The organism is Methanobacterium bryantii (genome assembly GCF_002287175.1).
GTDB lineage: Archaea > Methanobacteriota > Methanobacteria > Methanobacteriales > Methanobacteriaceae > Methanobacterium_D > Methanobacterium_D bryantii.
This window is the reverse complement of record NZ_LMVM01000033.1, coordinates 99,312-120,638: the sequence shown is the minus strand read 5'-3', so window position 1 is coordinate 120,638 and position 21,327 is coordinate 99,312. Positions and strand designations below refer to the sequence as shown.

Annotated in this window: 17 protein-coding genes; 8 read left to right on the top strand and 9 right to left on the bottom strand. The window is 29.0% G+C overall.

The genetic code is table 11. The features are described 5' to 3' along the window. Nucleotides 1-65 precede the first annotated feature (65 nt). From ASJ80_RS11205 to ASJ80_RS11170, 8 genes are all read left to right on the top strand, one after another. The gene (locus tag ASJ80_RS11205; RefSeq protein ID WP_069583652.1) at nucleotides 66-1,205 is read left to right on the top strand and encodes a glycosyltransferase family 4 protein; all 1,140 of its coding nucleotides are present in this window, start codon (nucleotides 66-68) and stop codon (nucleotides 1,203-1,205) included. A 92-nt stretch (nucleotides 1,206-1,297) separates the two neighbouring features. Further along, entirely contained in the window at nucleotides 1,298-2,434 is a 1,137-nt protein-coding gene (locus ASJ80_RS11200) for a glycosyltransferase (protein WP_176720240.1), read from the top strand. Beyond that, a complete protein-coding gene (locus ASJ80_RS11195) occupies nucleotides 2,435-3,409 on the top strand; it encodes a glycosyltransferase family 4 protein (protein WP_069583650.1) in 975 nt (324 codons plus the stop codon). A 4-nt stretch (nucleotides 3,410-3,413) separates the two neighbouring features. After that, nucleotides 3,414-4,118 (top strand): NB-ARC domain-containing protein, encoded by a 705-nt coding sequence (locus ASJ80_RS11190; protein WP_255360684.1) that lies wholly within the window; start codon nucleotides 3,414-3,416, stop codon nucleotides 4,116-4,118. A 1-nt stretch (nucleotide 4,119) separates the two neighbouring features. Then, nucleotides 4,120-5,628, top strand: a complete 1,509-nt coding sequence (locus ASJ80_RS11185) for an alkaline phosphatase family protein (RefSeq protein ID WP_069583648.1) — start codon at nucleotides 4,120-4,122, stop codon at nucleotides 5,626-5,628. Further along, nucleotides 5,603-7,351, top strand: a complete 1,749-nt coding sequence (locus ASJ80_RS11180; protein WP_069583647.1) for a hypothetical protein — start codon at nucleotides 5,603-5,605, stop codon at nucleotides 7,349-7,351. Before ASJ80_RS11185 ends, ASJ80_RS11180 begins: the two co-directional genes overlap by 26 nt. A gap of 409 nt (nucleotides 7,352-7,760) precedes the next feature. Further along, nucleotides 7,761-8,900, top strand: a complete 1,140-nt coding sequence (locus ASJ80_RS11175) for a glycosyltransferase family 4 protein (protein ID WP_069583646.1) — start codon at nucleotides 7,761-7,763, stop codon at nucleotides 8,898-8,900. Between the two features lie 92 nt (nucleotides 8,901-8,992). Further along, a complete protein-coding gene (locus tag ASJ80_RS11170) occupies nucleotides 8,993-9,556 on the top strand; it encodes a hypothetical protein (protein ID WP_069583645.1) in 564 nt (187 codons plus the stop codon). A gap of 56 nt (nucleotides 9,557-9,612) precedes the next feature. Here the strand turns inward: ASJ80_RS11170 and ASJ80_RS11165 are convergent, their stop codons facing one another. From ASJ80_RS11165 to ASJ80_RS11125, 9 genes are all read right to left on the bottom strand, one after another. Beyond that, nucleotides 9,613-10,731 (bottom strand): glycosyltransferase family 4 protein, encoded by a 1,119-nt coding sequence (locus ASJ80_RS11165; protein ID WP_069583644.1) that lies wholly within the window; start codon nucleotides 10,729-10,731, stop codon nucleotides 9,613-9,615. 66 nt (nucleotides 10,732-10,797) lie between these two features. Next, entirely contained in the window at nucleotides 10,798-12,021 is a 1,224-nt protein-coding gene (locus ASJ80_RS11160) for a polysaccharide pyruvyl transferase family protein (RefSeq protein ID WP_069583643.1), read from the bottom strand. Nucleotides 12,022-12,025: 4 nt separating this feature from the next. Continuing rightward, a complete protein-coding gene (locus tag ASJ80_RS11155) occupies nucleotides 12,026-13,411 on the bottom strand; it encodes a Coenzyme F420 hydrogenase/dehydrogenase, beta subunit C-terminal domain (protein ID WP_069583642.1) in 1,386 nt (461 codons plus the stop codon). A gap of 23 nt (nucleotides 13,412-13,434) precedes the next feature. Next, nucleotides 13,435-14,928 (bottom strand): oligosaccharide flippase family protein, encoded by a 1,494-nt coding sequence (locus ASJ80_RS11150; RefSeq protein ID WP_069583641.1) that lies wholly within the window; start codon nucleotides 14,926-14,928, stop codon nucleotides 13,435-13,437. Nucleotides 14,929-15,151: 223 nt separating this feature from the next. Continuing rightward, on the bottom strand, nucleotides 15,152-16,639 hold the full coding sequence (locus ASJ80_RS11145; protein ID WP_095652086.1) for a CARDB domain-containing protein: 1,488 nt from the start codon (nucleotides 16,637-16,639) through the stop codon (nucleotides 15,152-15,154). Nucleotides 16,640-17,136: 497 nt separating this feature from the next. After that, nucleotides 17,137-17,631: a DUF1616 domain-containing protein gene (locus tag ASJ80_RS11140; RefSeq protein WP_069584086.1), complete on the bottom strand. Its 495-nt coding sequence runs from the start codon at nucleotides 17,629-17,631 to the stop codon at nucleotides 17,137-17,139. A gap of 1,056 nt (nucleotides 17,632-18,687) precedes the next feature. Then, the gene (locus ASJ80_RS11135) at nucleotides 18,688-19,731 is read right to left on the bottom strand and encodes a heparan-alpha-glucosaminide N-acetyltransferase domain-containing protein (RefSeq protein ID WP_176720267.1); all 1,044 of its coding nucleotides are present in this window, start codon (nucleotides 19,729-19,731) and stop codon (nucleotides 18,688-18,690) included. A gap of 468 nt (nucleotides 19,732-20,199) precedes the next feature. Continuing rightward, nucleotides 20,200-20,688: a metal-dependent hydrolase gene (locus ASJ80_RS11130; RefSeq protein WP_069584088.1), complete on the bottom strand. Its 489-nt coding sequence runs from the start codon at nucleotides 20,686-20,688 to the stop codon at nucleotides 20,200-20,202. A gap of 1 nt (nucleotide 20,689) precedes the next feature. Continuing rightward, entirely contained in the window at nucleotides 20,690-21,223 is a 534-nt protein-coding gene (locus ASJ80_RS11125; RefSeq protein WP_069584089.1) for a hypothetical protein, read from the bottom strand. Between the last annotated feature and the right edge of the window lie 104 nt (nucleotides 21,224-21,327).

Below are 21,327 nucleotides of genomic sequence, written 5' to 3'. Positions count from 1 at the left end.
ATAAAAAAATAATTGATATTTTTTCCAATAAGTTAATAAGTAGAAAAAAAACGTAAGGGGTTAATATGAAAATTTTAATTACATCCACTGTTGATCTTCACAAGTCTCAACATAACCGACCACATCAATTTGTGAGATATTTATCACAGAATCATGATGTAACTGTGTTAACAGTTAATGATTGGTGGAAGGGGAAACAGGCTGATCTAGAATCTTATTCCTCACATTTTAATGAGTTTTTTAATGGAGTAGATTTTCATTATTTGACTGATAGAAAAATTTCACCTGTTATTCAAGAGGTTCTTTTCACTAAGAAAATTAGAGAATTATCAAAAGAAGATTTTGATGTTCATTTAAGTATGGCGGGTTTAGCAACCGGTTATAGAGTTTCAAAACATTTTAAAACAGTTTTTGATCTTGGTGATGATGTTCCAGAGATGATTGAAATTTCTACACAAATACCTGGTTTTTTAAAACCTGTAGGTAAATTTCTGGGTAATTATTACATAGGTAAAACTATTAAAGCTGCAAAAAAAGTTACATTAACAACTGAATCATTGATAGATGTATTTAAAGTTCCTCTAGATAAAGTTGAATTGATATCAAATGGAGTAGATACAAATGCTTTTAGATATGAACATAATGCCAAGAAAGAATTAGGATTAGATGGGTTTATAGTTGGTTATGTGGGTGTTTTAAGGGAATGGATTGATTTGAAACCTGTTTTTGAATCTTTAAAGCATTTAAATGAAGATATTCGATTATTAATAGTTGGAAGTGAAGGTTTATTTGAAGAAAATAAACTGCTGGCAAAAGAGATGGGTGTATCTGATAGAGTTATATTCACAGGAATGGTTCCATATTCACTTGTACCTAAATATATTTCTGCAATGGATGTGGGTATAATTCCATTCAAATTAAACAGTGTTTCTCATAATGCGCTGCCGCTTAAACTATTTGAGTATTTTGCATGTGGAAAGCCAGTTATATCTAGTAAAATAGGCCCTATAGAATCAAATTTCTCAGAGTGTGTATTGTTTGCATCTAATTTTAAGGATTATATTAATAATATTAACGTTCTTTATGAAAATGAACAGTTAAGAACAGAATTAGGGAAAAAATGCAGATTAATATCTGAAAAATATTCATGGGAAGAAATTACAAAGAAACTAAATGAAATACTTATTGGTGTAGCTTCTGAATAATATTAATGAGTTTTCTGCCAGATTTACGAGAAAATGGAATCTTCAAGACAATAAATAGGAAGTGTGTATAAATGAAGATATTAGTGACATCATTGCCAGATCTATCAAAATTAAATCCTCAAAGGCCTCATCATTTACTTAATCATCTTTCAAAAAAACATGAAATTAATTTATTTTGTGGAAATGCATGGTGGTTAGAAGATTCAAGTGATCAATATTTAAAAGACACACTTAAAGATATTAAAATTGATTATTTTTCTCAAAAAAAGAGAAATTCGATTATTCAAGAAATTTTAGCAAAAAAAAATCTGGATAAATTGAATTTAGATTTAAATTCTTTTGATATCCATATAAATTTCAATAGTTTTATTGCAGGTTACAATGTAGCAAAAAAAATTGAAGCTCCAACAGTGTTTGATATTTGTGATGACTTAATTGACTGGATTTCAATTTCCCCTCAAATACCCTATTTAATTAAACCTTTAGGAAAAATAATCGGCTCTTCTATGCTAAAAAGAAATATTAATATTAGTAGCCAAATTACATCTTCTTTAGATATCTTAAATGACCTTTATGAAATTCCAAAGAATAAAAGAAATATAATCCTTAATGGTGTGGATACAGTGCATTTTAAGAATAGGGGAGGAGAATATATCCGTGAAAAACTTAACATTCCTGAAGACACGTTTTTGTTAGTCTTTGTCGGATATTTGGGGAACTGGATTGAATTAGAACCAACATTTAAGGCTATAAAACACTTAAAAAGTAAATATAAAATTAAATTGTTAGTAGTTGGAGATGGAGATAGGTTAAATAGGTTTAAATACTTATCAAAAGAATTTGGAATTGAATCTAGTGTGATGTTTACCGGAAATATCAATTATTCTGATGTTCCAGAATATATATCTGCAGCAGATGTTTGTTTACTACCTTTTGATAATAGTAATGTATCTCAAGGGGCATTACCTTTAAAATTATTTGAGTATATGTCATGTGAAAAGCCTGTTATTTCTTCTCCTTTAATAAATGTTAAAAAAATTGTAAATGATCACGTGATCTTTGCAGGAAATGATGAGATAGAAAAGAATATAATTGAACTTTATAATGATGAGGAATTAAGGCGTTATTTGGGGAAAAAAGGACGAGAATTTGTAATAAAAGGGTATAGTTGGGATTTTATCTCTGATAAATTTGAAAAGACATTAATTAAAACTATAGGGGAAAATTAAGTGAGAGTATGTGTAGTGGGACATTTCAAAGACAATTTAGATGAAGGGGTAAGAATTGTTGGAAGAAGCATATTTAAAATGCTTGAAAATGAGGACATAGACCTTAAAAAGGTTGATATAAATTCAATTTCAAACTGGAAAGATATAATTAAATTTAATCCAGATATAATTCATTTTATTCTGGCTCCGACAGTAAATGGATTGATTATTGCAAAATTAATTTCAATTTTATCTTTAAAATCAAAAATTATTATTTCTGCAGTTCAACCTGCAGTTCCTCAATGGAATATACTTAAAGTTATGAGACCTGATTTAATGTTAGTTCAATCCTCCAAAAGTGAACTTATTTTCAAATCTATTAACTTTAAAACGAAGTTCATGTATAATGGGATAGATACCGAGAAATTTAAACCTGTAAATACTAAAGAAAAAAAAAGATTAAGGGAAAAATATAAAGTTCCTTTAGATAAGTTTGTGGTTTTACATTTAGCTTCACTAAAAAGGGAAAGAAATTTGGATATTTTTAAGGAAATTCAAAAAGAACAAGATAATCATGTTATAATCATTGGAAGAGAAAATGAAAATACGGATGAAGAACTTACACATGAATTGGAAGAAAGCGGATGTGAAGTATGGATTAAACACTTTCAAAACATAGAAGATATTTATAACTTATCAGATTGTTATATTTTCCCAACGGTGGATAATAGGGCCTGTATAGAAACACCTCTCTCTGTTTTAGAGTCAATGGCGTGTAATTTACCTGTTATCACTACAAAATTTGGAGCAATTCCCGATTTATTTGATGAGGGTAATGGATTATTTTATATAAATAGGGAAAATGAAATATCTTCCTTTATTGACAAATTTAGAAATAAAAATGTTGAAATAAAAACTAGGAGTGGCGCTTTAACATATTCTATGGAAAATATGGCCAATAGTTTAATGGATATTTATAATGATTTATTAAACTAAACTTTTGAATAAATTAATGAAAAGTGAAACAATGAAGAAAATTACCATAATATGTTTTTTAGGCGTTGATGGTTCTGGAAAAAGCACGCTTTCTAATTACTTATTCAACGAAATAGAAAAGAGTTATAATGTTTCATATACTTGGTGGTTAGAGGCAGAAAATTCTATAATAAGAAAATTAATCAGAAAAATCGGAAATTCGCCAAATTCAAGTTCAAAAGCCACAGATTATCATAAAAAAATAAATAACAAAGATAATCTGAAAAATAAACTATATAAAACGATTTACCCGCAAATTGTATTGTTAGACTATATTATTTTTGGTATTAAGAAGACATGGATCCCTTATATCAGTAATAAAAATAAAATATTGATTTTTGACCGATATTATTATGACGTAATTTTAGCTTTATCTGAAGAGTTTGATTTTAGCAAGAAAACTAAATTGAATGTATACAAATTGTTTAAAAGGTTATTCCCGGATCCTGATATTACATTTGTAATTGAAGTACCTCCAGAAATAACTTATCTAAGAAAAGAAGATGAAATAAAATCTATTAAGAATGCGGAATTAATAAAAGCTAAATATGATAAAATCTATTCTCTACTAAGTCCTAGAAAAACTATTAAAATAGATAATACAAAAGAACTTGATTATGTAAAGTCAAAAATCATGAAAATTACATTGAATAACATAGGTGAAGTTTAAAATGAAAAAAAAGATGGCAATTGTAGGTATTGATTCATTAGACCCTCATATCCTGTTAAAGTATAAAGAGGAGTTACCAAATTTTTCTAAAATTATTGATAGGAGTCCTACATTATTTTCTGAGTCTATATTTCCTGTAGATACTATTCCTGCATGGGGAAGCATTTATACAGGACTTAAACCTGAAAATCATGGAGTGATGTATGTTTATGATATATTTGACCCTAATTTAAGTGATTTAAATAAAATTGATATAAATAGAATTAAAGGAAAAACTTTCTGGGATTACGGTAGTTTAGAAGGTTATAAATCTGCTATAGTTTATCCTATGTTAATGTATCCTCCATGGGAAATAAATGGGCTTATGATCAGTAAATCCCCATTTGATAAGAGAATTAACTGGCTTGAAACTGAAATTGACATCGGCACTTTTCCAGAAAATATTAAAAACAAATACGATATTCCTGATAAGCTTAAAAGCTTATGGGGAGGATTCCCCGGGCAAAGTAATTTGGAAAAATGGTCACAAATTGGTAAAGAAGTGGTTAAAACAGAGCAAAACATTGGAATGAATATTTTTGAAAATCAGGATTGGGATTTATTTTATATTTACTTTTCTCTTCTGGATATTATTCAGCACAGGTTTTGGAGATTTTTTGATGAAAAAGACCCGACTTATCCTGGTAAAACAGATTTGAACATGATTATTCTGGATTACTACAAGTTATTTGATGATTTCATTGGTGAAATTATGGAAAAACGCCCGGAAATTGCTTTAATGGTGATGAGTGATCACGGACATAAGATAAGGCCAATTAAATCATTTAATATTAATGAGTATTTAAGAAAAAAGGGATATTTAAAATCTAAAAGCAAAAATAGGGCATTAATGAATGTAGTTAGAGAAAATGTTTTAAATATTGCAAATAAATTAAATATAGAACACTTGTTAATTAAAATGATAGTTAAAAATCCAAGACTCACTCAAATGAGTAAATCTGTATATTCCTCTTCTGGATCTATTGATAAAGATAATAGTTTAGTATCACTTTCTAATTTTGCAGGTATTAAATCTTATTCATACGGAGGTATTGAGATTAACAGAGACTTAGTGTCAGATAATGAATATGAAAATGTTGCAAATACTATAATTAACGATTTATCCCAATTAAAAACTCCTGATGGAAACGAAAAACTATTGAACTTCATAAAAAGAAGGGAAGAAATGTTAAATGGAGAATTTAGCGAAAGTATATTCCCAGATATAGTATTTGAATTAAAAAATGATTATGGAGTTGGATGGGATTTACATTCCGATATTTTTGGTAATGCCTATGATCATAAAGTGGCTTCAGGAGGACATGGAAAAGATGCAGTTCTTCTAATTAACAACATTAATCGAGATATACAGGACAGGAAAATAAATTTAATTGATATTGCACCTACTATATTGGATTATTTCAGTATTTCAAGGGGATCCCACTTTGACGGAAAGAGTATTCTTAAATAAAAATAGGTTCTTTGATAAAAACATAATCAAAGTATTATTGTTAATATCATCAATATTAACAATTTTTGCTCTTTTATCATTAGAAAGCACTCTTCCTGTAACTAATTATGAAATATCAATTTATTCAGCAGCTCCACTATTCTGGTTTCTAATTATATTATCTAATTTGATATTAATTTCCTGCATGATACTTCAGGCTCAAAATGAAAATTATAATTATTTTTGGCTTTCATTTTCTTTGTTGTTACTTAATAACTTTATTATTCTTTCCCAACCTTTAATGAGAGGGTATTTTGCATATGGATCAACTGATCCATGGAATCATTTTCAGTCTGCTATAGCAATAACTGAAAGTGGAAACATGGGAGATGATTATTATCCTATAACTCATATATTGTTAGCAGAATTAAATCAATTGACAAGTTTAAATGTGGAAATATTTACAAAATTTTTGCCTGCATATTTTTCTATGATTTATATGGTTTTTACTTATTTTTTAGGTAAAGAAGTTTTTAAAAATAAGAGATATGCTGTTATACTGGCAGCTGTAAGCAGTACTTTCCTACTTACATATTATCATGTTGTTATATATCCTCAAGGTCTTTCAATTCTAATTTTACCCTTATTTTTTTACCTGTTTTTCAAATCGGATCAATCAATCAGTTATAACATACTAATTGTTTTATTATTGTTTTTAATGCCGTTTTTCCACCCTTTTGTAGAGATAACACTTATTGGATGCTTAATTGCAGCAGAAATAATTAGATATGTATTGGATAAAGGATCAATCAGTATAAACAAATCAATGGTTTCAATTGTTATGTTTTTTGCATGGTGGTCTTCATTTGCAGTGTTTGCTAATGGAATCAAAAAAATAAATTCATGGCTATTTGGAGAGGTTAGCAGCGTACCTAGAACTAATGAATTATCATTTACACACTCTATGAGCCTTTTAGATACAATGCTGCTGTTTTTAAAATGTTATGGTTCACAGCTGATTTACATGTCCATAGCATTAATTGCAATTATTTTAATCCTTTGGAAATACAAAAAAGGGGATAAATATCTAAATAAAATGATAATTTTGTCTGGATTATTTATTACTTCATTAGTTACATATTTCATGACTTTTTTAACTCAAGGAAATACATCTATTGGGCGGCTTTTGGGCTCAAATATAGCAGTTTGGGCGATCCCTGTACTGGTTTCATTTCTATTATTTTTGATTTTGAAGAATTTTAATAAAAAGAAGCTGGCATTCTTAATTATATTTATTATTATTTCGTCTTCATTTACAGTAAGTGTATTAGGTATTTATCGATCTCCTTGGATAGACCAACCAAATTGGCATTTCACATATTCTGATGCATCGGCTATTACTTGGAAAACAAATTATGATACATACACTAAAACATTGTATCTAGCAGTTCCAGTTAATGGAAAAATAAATTTTGATAATATAAAAGGTAAAGGTTTTAATTATTATAACCATACCAGTTTGGCAGAGTTATTCCCTGAAAATATAATATTCCTATGTGGAAAGAGCAGGCAAAATATGATAATGGACAACGCTAATTTAAACCAAAGTTCTCTTATAAAACCTTGGGCGGATCCTGATTTAAAAGAGGATACTATCAATAAAATTGGAATTGATCCATATATAATAACTATATACTCTAATGGGGAAGATGATATCTATTTGATAGAGGGAGCTAATGGATAATTATTTTTGATATTGAATCTTATAGTTGATTAAATTATATCCAAGAGGAAATAGAGTAATGAATCTTTAAAGAAAAGTTCTAAAAACTGCAAAATGCTTAAACAATTGTAATTAAGATATAATTAAAAAGTCTATAATTATTGTATTCATATATGTTAACAAAAAATTTGGTATTAAATGATGTTTTATGATGTATTGTATTGAATATTTGATTTCAGATGTTATAGATGGAGTAAAATAAGATAAATTATAGAGTAGTCTCAAGAGAACATGAAAAAGATATGATACTATAATAGCATAATGACTATAAATACGAGAAGAAAAATAAATTTAATAGATTCTCTTCTGAATTTTAAATATCAGAAATTTACTATAAAAACTTGAAATAAAAAATAAATTTTGTGATTAAATGAAACCAAAAATTGCAATAATCTCATTTCCTTGGCATTCAAATGGCCCTTATACTTTTATTTCAGACGTACTAAAAATAGTCAATGAATTATGTGAAACTATTTATGTAATAAATGGAAATACTAAAAAGATTTCATTCGAATCAGATAATGTTTTATTAAAAGATATAAAAATAGAAATGCATTTGCTAAATGACGTTCAACCTAAATTTTATTCAGCAATTTTATGGATAATAAAATGTTTAATTGTACAAATTAAACAGAGTATAATGTTAATAAAATTAAGAGATGAGATAGATGTTGCTATTTTTTATATGGCATATCCCTATTATTTAATTCCTCTTCTAGTTTCTAAAATCTTAAAGATGAGAACAATTGAGGTTTTAACTAGAAGTAAACCGAATTTTTTAAGCGCAAGAGCTTTAGGTTTACAAGATAAGATCCTTTTCAATTTATTAGATTGCATTTCTCCCGAGTCTTTCTCAATAATAACTGATTTAAATTTAGAAAAATATTCTGATAAAATTAGTGAAGAAGGAGCAAGATTTATTGATACTGCTAAATTTTATAGATTTAAAGATATTGGCGAAAGAGATAAAATAGGATTTATAGGCCGTCTTTCATATGAAAAAGGTGTTTTAGAATTTTTAGATGCAATTAAATTACTAAATCCGCATGAAAAATTGAAATTTTTAGTTATTGGCGATGGTAAATTAAAAAATGATGTAAAACTGAAAATTCATGAAGATAATTTAGATAATGTAGAATTTATGGAATGGGTTCCAAACGAAAATCTTCATTATTATTTGAACCAACTTAAATTAATTGTTTTACCAACAAAACATGCTGAAGGATTACCAACAATAATTTTAGAATCAATAGCATGTGGAACTCCTGTTTTGTCAACATGTATGGGTGGAATTCCAGATATAATAAAAAACTGTGAGACAGGTTTTATAATGGAAAATAATTCCGCTGAAGACATAGCTAAAAATATAAAAAAAGCAATTAATTATCCTGATTTAGAAGAAATAACTAATAATGCTTTAAGTGTTTTTAAAAGTAAATATACGCTAAATAATGCAAAGAAAAGATGGAAAAATATTTTAATGTGTAAAAAGAAACCAAAAAATCAATAATAATGTATCTGTGGACATTTTTAGATGCCTATTAAAATATGCATTTCATTGGTTAAACTAAGAATTAAACTATATACTTAAAAGGGAAATACATGATCTCAAAACGCCATATAACCATTTTAGGATTACTTCTAATTTTTATTATATCTGGATATATGCTTTATAATTCTCATGCTACTCCAAAATTTTATTCTAAAGACGATTTGAAAAATATTAAACCCGGTCATGGTATAGTAGGTAATTCTGAATTCGAATTAGAATCAGGATGGTATCAAAAGTCAGTATCTAATTTTTCAAATTCTGCACTTTTTGGTTCAAATAGATTTTCTAATGCACAAGCTGCTTTAATGGGAGTTTCTCAGTATATGGATAAAAATAAATATAATGATACTTACACTTCTACAAGTAATAAAGCAGCCAAATGGCATGTTATATCTAATGGAGCCCTAACTATAGAAAATGTGACGGTAAAAACAATATTATTAGGTAGAATTGATAATACTGAAACTATTAAATATTATTTCTTTGAGAAAAATGGTAAATATTATCAGATATTTATGGATATTTGTGATACTAGTGGATCAATGCAATATTTTAATGAACATCGAAATTACATGGATAAAACTATAGAAAGAATAGTGAAAACAATTCATTGATTATATTTTATAATTATAATCAATGAAAATATTTTAGGAAATTTTTATTTTTAAGTTCATATTTTATTTAAAATATTATCCAATTTAATTGCAATTTTTTTCAAATCAAATTCTTTTTCAGCTAATTCCCTTGAATTTTTACTCATTATATCTGACTGTTTTTTGGATAAATTCAGAAATTCATTGATTCCATCAACAATATTTTTAGGAGAATCCCCTTTTGTGACAATTCCACATTCATATTTCTTAACAAGATTTGCGGCGTCTCCAACATTAGTTGTGAGGACTGGTTTTCCCATTGCAGTATATTCTGCAAATTTTGTTGGTGCTGCAACTTCAGTCGAGATGTGGTGTGGTCTAGGAAGAGTTAGAACATCACAAATTGAATAATAATCTGTAATTTGAGAATAGGGTACTTTTGGAACATAAACAATATTATTTTTTCTTTCTGATTTTTCCCATCCAACGATAAGAAATACTACATTTTTATCATTAATCTCTCCTGCAGCATCTATAAAACGGTCTATTCCTTGCCATTTATCTAAAGCGCCAATATATCCAAAAATAAACTTATTTTCAATTTTTAATGTCTTTTTTAAATCCAAATTTTTGTTTTTTGATGGTTTAAAGAGATCTAAATCAATCCCATTTGTAATATAAGACATTTTTTCTAAGGGTATACCTTTAGTTGAGTTCAAATTATTAATCATTTTATTTGAAACTGTTATTATATGGTTAGATAAACGTAATGAAATGGAGTTAATGAGTTTCTTATAGATTAATTTAGGTATAAATGAGGAAAGTAGTGAAAACTTGTTCTCTATTAAAAATTCTTCTACTATATCTCCGTGCATATCAAATAAAATGGGCACTTTAGTTAATTTCCCAAGTAAAGAAATAAAAGCACTGGATGCGGTGTTTCCATAAACTATGTCATAATTGCCATTTATTAAAATTTTAAGATGTGTAATGTGAACTGTTAAAGGAGATACTACTATGAATGAATGATTTTTTAAATTATCACGATTTTTTATTTCATTATAAGATCTTTTTCTAATATAATGGACAAAATGAACATCATGACCTTTAGATTCTAATATCTCTCCGATTTTAGATATGCGTAACCACATTGAATTATTTCCCGGAATAGATGTACAAACACTGAGTATCTTCATATTATTCTCCTATTGATATGATAAAACATTTATAGATTATTTAACTCATTACAATTTATAGTTTGACTAAAATAAGTTTTCAATATAATTAAGGGGAATATATGCTTCATTTTTAATATTTACCATTCTTTTATTGATAAATTTATTGATATCTTTTTCAATTATATATTCTATCAAATTAATTGTCTTTTCAGAGTTCATAAACTCATTTAATGGAATAACCATATTTGTGTTCCCATAAACATATTCAGCCATTCCAAAAGCTTTTTGACTATAAGCTAAAAAGATAGTAGGGATACCTGAAGCTAATGAATTTATAGCACAGTGCATTCTTGCAGCTATTACGACATCACACTCGGATAAAACTTCTTTTGTCTTTATAAAACCAATATCATCAGTTATGAGATCAACGTTGTTCCTTAAATTTTCAGAAATTTTTGATTTCACATGTTTTAAATAGTGTAAATCATCGTCATTTTCATTAAAAGTACATACTACATGGGGAATTAAAATTATATTTGCATTGAATTTTTTAATTAATAATTCTATTATTTTTGCTTGCTTTTCAATGATTTCATTTTTTTGTTCGGGTTGAAATGAGAAAAATGATGAAAGTGGACTTAAATTTATTCCAATAGTTATTTTTTCGTTACTATTTTCTTTTATTTTTGGTGATGGAACCAGATAAGCAGGATCAGCACATTCAATAACATTATTTAAACCATTACCTTTTAGATAATTGGTAGTTATATGCTCTCGGGATGTAATCAAATCAACTTCCTGCAAGTGTTTTATAAAATACTTTTTTGTTTTGGGCCACCCTTCAAATGGTCCGACAGATGCTCCCCATATTACAAGTGGCATTCCTTTTGATTTTACGATATCACCAAAATGGATAAGGGGATTATAATATCTTTTTATTTTATGATCTTTATGATGGGGGTGAAGTGTATATAGATCACCTCCAATTGAAAATATCATATCACAACCTTTTAACCAATCTAGATCCTCCCTATATGGTGTTTTAAGGTGTAATCCTGTAACTGTAGCTAACATTCTATTTATTCCAGGGATGGATGATCTTGGAAAAAGTTTCCGAGGTACTATTTCAACATTACATCCATCAAGTCTCTTTTTATCATCATCTGGGCGTGAAGAAGCATATTTAATATGTGCATCCGGCCATTTTTTGTGAATTATCATTTCTGTTCCGCGTATAATGGCTTCACAGCCGTAATTATAAACTCCGGCAATTCCATAGAGTCCAATTGTATAATTATCTTTAGTCATGAGATTAACTTCCGCTAATTTTTTTAAAAAATTTTTTAGGTTTTGTCATCAAATTTTTTATCCTTATTTTTCTTTCGTATTTCGCGATTTTTGACTCTAAAGGTTTTAATTCGTTCCAGAATTCTGCAGTTGATTTATCTAAACGATATTTGGGCCATAATTCTTTACTTAAATCTTGTATTTCAGTTGTTAAATCTATAAATTCCCTGTTTTCATTATATACGTTAAAATCGGGTTTTACTCTTTTTTCTGGATAAAATGAATTGGAACTTTCGCTTTTATAAAGTTTGCCCTTTAAAAGCGTTCTTTTTTTCTGAATAAGTCCCATTTGACTTTCAATTACGCTGTTAACAGATATTTCTTTTAAATTATATTCATGGGAATTTTCTAATAATTTAAGGGCAAGAGGAGTCCGAGATATAATCAAAGAGGTCCCTCTGTAATTATCTATATATTCAGGAAGCCATGCATCCATAAAAGTAACATCTGCAACTTCTCCAAATATATCATCACAAAAATTACATGCATTCTGCTTGAAGTATTGATAATGCCATAAATGGGATGGTAATTCTTGATTAGCTTGAGGAATACCTTCATTTCCATTTTTATCAGTAGCAACTTGCATATAATTGATGGCAGAATTATTTTCTGATTTCTGTCTGAAATTCATTTTTGCAAGTTCATTAACTTTAATTCCAGATTCTAATGATAATAATTCTGTGCAAAAACGGTTTTGAAGCTGTCCGCACGTTAATGATGCAATAATTTTGATTTTCTTTTTAAGTTTGGGTATTTTATCTATTGCCAACCTTAAAGCATAAGCTACACAGGGTAATGCGATAACTGCATATTCAAATTCTTCTTTTTCTTTAATAATCTCCTTTAAAATCCTTGAAATTTCAACAGGATAATAAGCAGATCCTGCGCAAGAATATACTTCATTAGAATTATTTAAAATTTTAAAATTAAACATCCTGTTATTATCTTCAGAGATCCCAACTGCAATAATTCTATCTACAATATTTTCCTTAATTAATGAAGCTAAAAATGAAGTAGCTAACCCTCCTGAAGCACTTTTTAATCTTTTTACAGTATCTTTTCTAAAACCAACATAACAATTTAGATAGTAGCCTGTATACTCATTATATTTTATATTACGGGTTTTAGAAAACAATGAATTAGTAATAGCGTCTTGATTAATTTTGTGATTGTTAAATGGGCAAATATCAAGACAAATAGAGCATTTATCATTACAAAGATTATTTGTATGGGGAATTAGCTCCCCTCGAGGTGACCAATCTATATAGAGATTGTTTGATGGACATACACCTGCACAGACTCCACAACCAATGCAGTAATCATTTTTAACCGTAAGATCTGTTACGTTCATATTAACACCAGTTGATTCCCCAGCTAAGATTTTAGATTTGAATTCCATATTCTATAAAATGATGATATTAAGATTATAATTGAAATAATTAAACTTATAAGTCTTATCAATATGTTAACGTTTAAAAGAGTCATAATAGTTTCAATAACCAGAACAAGCCATATAAGAAAAACTTCTAAGGATATTAACAAATTTGCAGGGACTAATTTTCTTGAAAGATAGAATGGCACGAAAATTACGGTATTTACTGCATAAGAAATAAAATAGGATAAAGATAAACCTAAAGATCCAAGATTTTTAAATAACATGACAAAAACAATAAATAATATTCCCCAGATCATATTACTTAAAAATCCCCACCACATGAGATTTTTTGCAATTAATTTACGCCCAATTCCTTCTTTATATGATGTTATACAGCTTACTAACATCATTAGGGATATTGACTGTAAAAATATTATTGAAGAATAATCCTGTCCGTAAAAAAATGCTATAATTTCTGGAAATGAAATTAAAGGTAAAGCAATTATTATGACAACAATCCAGCTTGCAAACACATTAACGGTTTCTAATGCTTTATTTTCTTTATTAATATTGGCTGAAACCAGGGGGAGCAGTACTCCTCCTATAACTACAGGTAAAAAGTTTAATACAGATTTCCATTGATTTGCAGCATTAAAGAGCCCTAATTGGGCGTAACCACCCGGATTATTTATAATTATAACATTTGCAATCCATACAACTGGACCAACCATAACTTGTGAAAGCATGGTAGGTAGTGATAATTCCCAGATAGTATCTTTTTCTTTCCATGATTTTAAATAATTAACTTTGATTTTAAATTCTTTAATAAGATTTCTTATGCTAATCCTGTATAAAATTAGATTTACAGCACTGTTTATGACTAATGCGGTAATTGCACCTGTTAATCCAAAGAAATAGACTCCTGTTATTGTTAAAACGGAGGCTATTATTCCCTGTATTATTGCAATTCTGGCAAGATTTTTAAAGGCTCCAAAACCAGCTATTGTACCTGATTGAATACCTAATAATGTATTAAATAGTAATAAAAGAGATACTATATGTAATCCAGTTGTTAACTCTGGTGCTGCTAACATATTTGCTGCAAGCCAGGGAGCAATTATGAAAAGTATTATACTCATTGAAGCCCCCGAGATTAATCCGAAAAGATTTGTAAGTCCCATGATACGCCCAGTTCGCTCAGGATCTGTATGATGAAGCTGTGCTATGTATTTTGTGGCTGTTGTTCCAAGTCCAAGACCTGCAAATGTTGAAAATAGAACTATTGTACTGGTTATCATCCCTAATTGGCCGTATCCGTAAGTTCCTAACAATCTTGCAGTTATAATGGTGGCAATTAAAGGAAATCCTTGAGAAGCCACTGCACTTATAAAGTTCCAGAAAAAACCATAAGTTAATTTACCCTTCAAACTTTTTTTGTCGTTCCCTGTAATTTTGTTGAGAATATCTTTAAATTCAGTTTTGAGCTTATTCATGCTGTCACATGTAACTAGATTATTGTATATGATTTAATTTAATCATATAAAAACTTTTCACTAACTTTCAGTTTATTCATTGCCTGTGATTAATTGCACACTGAATTTTGTGGGATAAGCGCTATACTAAAAGTTATATATTTCAATAAAGGAATATAGTAAATTATTTTTTTTGGATATATTGAAATATAATTAATTCAAAAAAATTAAAAAAAGAGATGTTTTATGTTATAGTTATTGTTCCTACTGTTGCTAATACATTATTTAATTCATTGTATTCATCTATGGTGTTGTATCTGTCGATGTAACATAGTATGTAATAATTTCCTGCAGGTATCACTTTGGAAGTATATTCTGTTGCTGTTGTAGGTATTGTGAATGTGTTTGTTAATGTAAGACTTTCTCCAGCAGCCAGACTGTCAATTGTTATGTCTCCGAGCCAGTAATCATTTCCAAATTTGGTATCAGTTGAAAGTAAATACCTTACAACGAAATTAGTTGCTGCTGCGCCTCCCTGATTTTTTATAGTGTTGTCTACTGAAATTTCATCGCCTTTACTCATTGAAGTTTCTTCACTCTTTGTATTAGTAGTAGATTCACTAACAGAATTAACTATTAAATCTGGTGCTTCTGTTATTGTTACTGTTTTTGTTGAAGCTAATATATTATTTGATTCATCAATTTCATCTTCAACGTTGTATCTGTCAATGTAGCATAAGATATAGTAATTTCCAGCATACAATACTTTAGGAGTATAGGCTGTTGCTGTTGTAGGTATTGTGAATGTGTTTGTTGATGTAAGACTTGTTCCATTAGTTATACTGCCTATTGTTACGTCTCCGAGCCAGTAATCATTTCCAAATTTGGTATCAGTTGAAAGTAAATACCTTACAACGAAATTAGTTGCTATTGAGTCTCCCTGATTTTTTATGGTGCTGTCTATTGAAATCTGTTTACCTTTTACTCCAGTAGATGGTCCACTAACAGAAGTAACTGTTAAATCTGGTGCATTTGTTATTTTTATTGTCTCTGTTGAAGTTAATATATTGTTTAATTCGTTATATTCATCTACTGTGTTGGTTCTGTCAATGTAACATAATATATAGTAATTTCCAGCATACAATACTTTAGAAGTATATTCTGTCGCTGTTCTAGGTATTGTGAATGTGTTTGTTGATGTAAGACTTGCTCCAGCATCTAAACTGTTTATAGTCACGTCTCCAAGCCAGTAATCTCCACCAAATTTGGCATCAGTTGAAAGTAAATACCTTACAACGAAATTACTTGCTGTAGATCCTCCCTGGTTTTTTATGGTACTGCTTATTGAAATTTGTTTACCTTTTGTTCCATTGGTGGGACCGCTAACAGAAGAAACGTTTAGATCCGCTTTTTCTTTTACAGTTATATAATCTGTTTTTATTTCATCATCAGTTCCCGCGTCATTGGTAACGGTTTGGGTTACAGTGTATGTCCCTGATGTTTTGTAAGTGTGTTTGGGGTTCTGTTCTGTTGAGGTGGTACCGTCTCCGAAGTCCCATGCATAACTTGTTGGGCTTCCTGTGGATTGGTCAGTAAACTGCACGCTTAACGGTGCTGTGCCGCTTGTCACGTTTGAAGAAAAATCGGCTGTAGGTGTATCGGCAGCAGCTGCACTTCCGCATAAAAAAAGAGATACAATGCACATTAGTCCCAAAAATATATATTTTCTCACTTTTTCACCTCCTTTATACCTTTTGTAATGAAAAGTGATAGTAAAAAATTATTTTTAACATATTAATTGTTAGAATTATTGACTATAAAAGCTTTTTGATAATTTTGGTGACATATTTCACAAAAAACCATAAATATGAGCTATATTAAAATTAATCATAAAAATTAGAAGATTAATAATGTATATAAATATATTATTGAAATTTTAGGGCATCTATTTTTAATAAAGTAGTTTAAGACAAATATTAATAATAAATTAAGTGATTATAGTCAATATAAATAAAATTAAATCATTTAAATAACTGTGATTTCATGTATACTACTTTAAATCTAAAATATATCTATTTAAATTAATTTATGCATTTAAAAAATAATATATGAATTAAAGTTTTGTGAATATAGATCTTTCAAGCTTATGTTTTTTGAAGCACTGTGAAATATTGCTATAACTGATATAATTTAAAGTACAGAATTAGTAATCAGAATTAGAGGATATAATTATTTTTCAGGTTTAAAATATTTAGGTGCATATTTTAACTCGCCGCCGCACCTGCAGGCCCCAAAATCATCTAGTGATTCATCTTCTTTAAGTTTATAATAGCCGCCGCAGCTTTTACATGTAATATATCTGTTTTCTTTATTTTTAAAACCTGAAAATTCACGTATGTATGCAACAACTGCAAAAAATAGTGTGATTTCAGCGAGTGTCTGTATCAATGATTTCATGTGAATTTTGTTGGGATTTGTAGTTGAAGTCAGTAAGGCCAGTATGACAATGCTCAGCACAATACCTACTACAATTTTTGCCGCATACCCTGTTTTTTTAGGATATGCTGCTCTAAAGATAGCATACCCTGGTAAAAAGAACATAAGAACAACAAAGGGGATTACTACTTCAATATATTTACCTGAACCCTTAATTAAAGTGAGTATTAATGGAATAAGGGCAAGTAAAATCACGAATATTATGTCCTTCTGGAAAAGTTTGTTCATGTTATCCCATCTAAATGTAATTAAAAGTGATTTGTGAGTTTATGTAATTATGATATCACTTTAGTGGTCCACCTATATAATATTTAATCTATATCTCTTCATAAATTTATTTAATTTCATAATAAATTATAAATTCATCTTTAAAAGAGTATAATTCTACTATTTGTACTTATTCTTCTTAAATATATTTTACACCAATAATAATGCGTTTAAAAGTGAATTTATTCAAATATTTTAGCAATTTATGGTTTTAAAAGTTATAAAAATTAATTTAAAAATATTTAATCCATTTATTTATAAATTAAACATTTAAAAGCTTAAAGTATTGAATTTAGCCCTAAAAATAAAATATATTAAATTTTAAGCTTATCATTTCTTTAAACCGATGAAATAAAATAAACCACCACAGCAGGACCCACGGCAAGCGAGGTGATATAGTACTCATTCATCATGTACAATATTAACTGCCCATTCATCCAAAATGGGGGTAACATAACTATGCTTCGGTTTAAATTAATAATGAGCATGTAAATAGCGTAATGGGTTTTAACTCCTCTCTAAAAGTGATAAAATTGATTTTTTATTAAAAAAACAATGTGAAAAATGAGGCAGTTACAATGGGGCCTATGGAGATGAAATAGCATAAAGAGGTTCTCTGCATGCATGTCCAACCAGAAAAATGTTTATATCAATTATTACATTATTCCAGATGAAAATATACCATAAACGAATGCCGGTCTTTTATATTCTTGCTAAATTGTTCTTCCAGAAACTTTGCTGTGCCTTCAGTTTTTTAATATAATATTTTTAAGTTATAAACGTCATTTTTCTCAGTATAATATTTTGGCTCTGTAGAAACCATCGAAACTGAAAATTTGGGGGGGGGTAATGAAATACCATTTCACTTATTGAACGGTTTTTTTATTCATCTTGTGGTGAAACTTTTGGGTTATGTTTTAGATCCTTTATAACTTTTGTAAACTCAATTGTTATTTATGTAAGAGGGTGCTCTTTTAAATGGAAAGAAGCTGTTATTTCATTAGTGTTCATGAAGACCTAAACTCTCCTATTTTTTACCTGAAGTTGAATTTTCCCTATTTTTTCTGTAAATCTTACTCCCATATTTGTCCCTCTTCTTAAAAGCCATTCAAAGCCTAAAATATATTTATGTGGTCGCCATAGTTTTTCAAGTAATATTAAAGCTATTACTGCAAAAATGAAAAAACTCAGATTGAGGATGATGGGATTTGTTTTTAAAATAAAAAAACCTGTTACAACAAAACTAACATAAGAAACATAATACCCTGTTAAAGATATTCTTCCCAGGTTTCTTACGGGTTTAAATATTTTATTAAACCTGTTTTCAATATCTATGGTCCTTAAAAGTAAGAATGTAATAAAAGTCATAATGCTTGATATGGTTAAAAACTCTAGGAAAAAATCACGCCCTTGAATTGTAAAATTATATGGAATTAAATATAATATCCCCAAATTTACTGCTATAAATACTGCTGCATATGCTAAAAATTTGTTACTGGTTTTTAAATTTAAATTCTTGTTTTTGTAGGCTTCAAATGCAATTTGGCCAACAATGAAATAACAAACTCCAGGTAATATTTGTATACTTCCAGTCAAAAATAATAAAGACTGGATATGGTAACTGGTAATTATAAATGTCAATAAATAAATTAGGAGGATTGTAATCACTTTCAGCTTGATACTATTTTTAATAAGTAGCCCTATAATATAACCAACTGCTATTATTAGAAAAATATCACCAATAAATATAGATACATCTCTAGAAAGGAATAGATTCCCTATTAACGTCACTGAAGCTGTTAATAAAAATAATAATACAGCTCTCCATAATACTTCTAAGTAAATGGAGGATCTTACTTTATTTTGCCTTGACTGAATTAATAATTGATAACTTACCCCTGATATGAAAATAAATGAGGGTGCTGCAAATAAATATGCCCATTGTGATAAAACTGGCACAATAAATCTAATATGGGCTTCTACCATTAAAAGGACTGCAATTCCCCGTGCAATGTCTAAAGACATAAACCGTTTTGGAATTTTATTGTTTATTAATTCCATAATACTAAATTGGTAGATTATCATAATAAATATTTCTATTTTATGTGAAAATTTCCTTCAATTCTTTATCATGCCCCTAATATAAAATACAATTAATAAATCTATAAGTCCAGTTCTGTATTTAATGCCCTATTTTATAGTTAATGCTTTATTCCCAATTATTCCTCTTTTTAAATCCGACAAACAAAGTAAACAAATGCACTGAGCCATATTACAAGCACTGTAATATTTAAATCATTCATGTATGGCATGCTCATTTTTCCCATGAAAGGGGGATAACCTGGTTATACATCCTCTATTATTAGTTAAAAGCAGATAAAACACGTAGGGGTGGGCGGCTATTTCCGACACTATTTTTTTTTCTCTTTAAGGGGGAGGGTGAATATTTTCAAAGTGAACAAAAATTGTATTCAATTGTATAACAAATTTATTCAAACACAGAAATCAGAATTTGAATTGAAAAAGTGATTAAATTTTACCTGAACCACTCCTTCTTCTAACCCAGGAACTAACAACATAAACAACCATGGTAAGCCCTACTGCAAGTATGGTGATATTTAAATCATCGTCGGGTATAATGTTAAGGGTCCATTTAGTCCATGACAAGGGGAACAGCAGTGCCATACCTCCGCCTAAATTAATTAGGAGTAGGTCAAGTGCGTAATGGGTCATAACCCCCAGCACCAGAAGCGACAGGACTAATTTTCTATTTTCCTTAAAAAAGAGGGTGAATATGCATGCAATGATCAGGGAACCTATTGGCAGGTGAACTGGCATTAAATAATTTTCCATTTTAAAGCCCATAAATCCCAGGGGTATCACCACTTTGAACAGGTCAGGTATGAGAGCCCCTGCCATGCACACCACAGTATAAGCAGGGTTAATCTGCTTGTATTTAAAGCTCAGGATCGTGCAGATCATCCATGCAGCCAGCAGGTGTGTAATCCAGTCCGGCATTTTACTGCCTCCTGATGAATTCAATCCGTTTAAAGTCAAACTTCCAGTACCATAAAAATATTAAAATAAAGACAATTAAAGCAAGTGCAGACCTGAATATTATAAATTCATAACCCTGGTTTGTTTCAGCATATATTTCAGTGCTGTTAATAGTATAATTGTGTCCCAGTATCCCGAGCAGCTGTATATAATCTATTGGTTGAACCTTTTTGTTGGATGTTACATTGTAAACTATATCCAGGTTATTGCCGTCTCTAAGATTGAACCCATTTTTAGTAGGCTTGGTTACACTTCCAGTGATGTATACCAGCGAGCCTTCAGGGTAATGTGATTCAATGGCTTCTGTAGATGGATATTTCAGGTTATCATCATAATAATTATGGTAATAGAGACACAAACCCAGTAAAATAAATGCTAATAATGACACTGAGGCAGTCCGTTTAAGATCCATAACTACTAATTGATTTTCATGGTTAATAGTTATTACTATTTTAGCATATGTGTATAATATCCTTTCTGGAATTAGGATTTTCAAAAAAAATCTTTTTTTAATGTATTTTCCACATAGTTCGCTATACAGTAATATAACGAAATAAATATCTCCCTTTCAAATCCAGATATCCAAATTAGATCTATTGA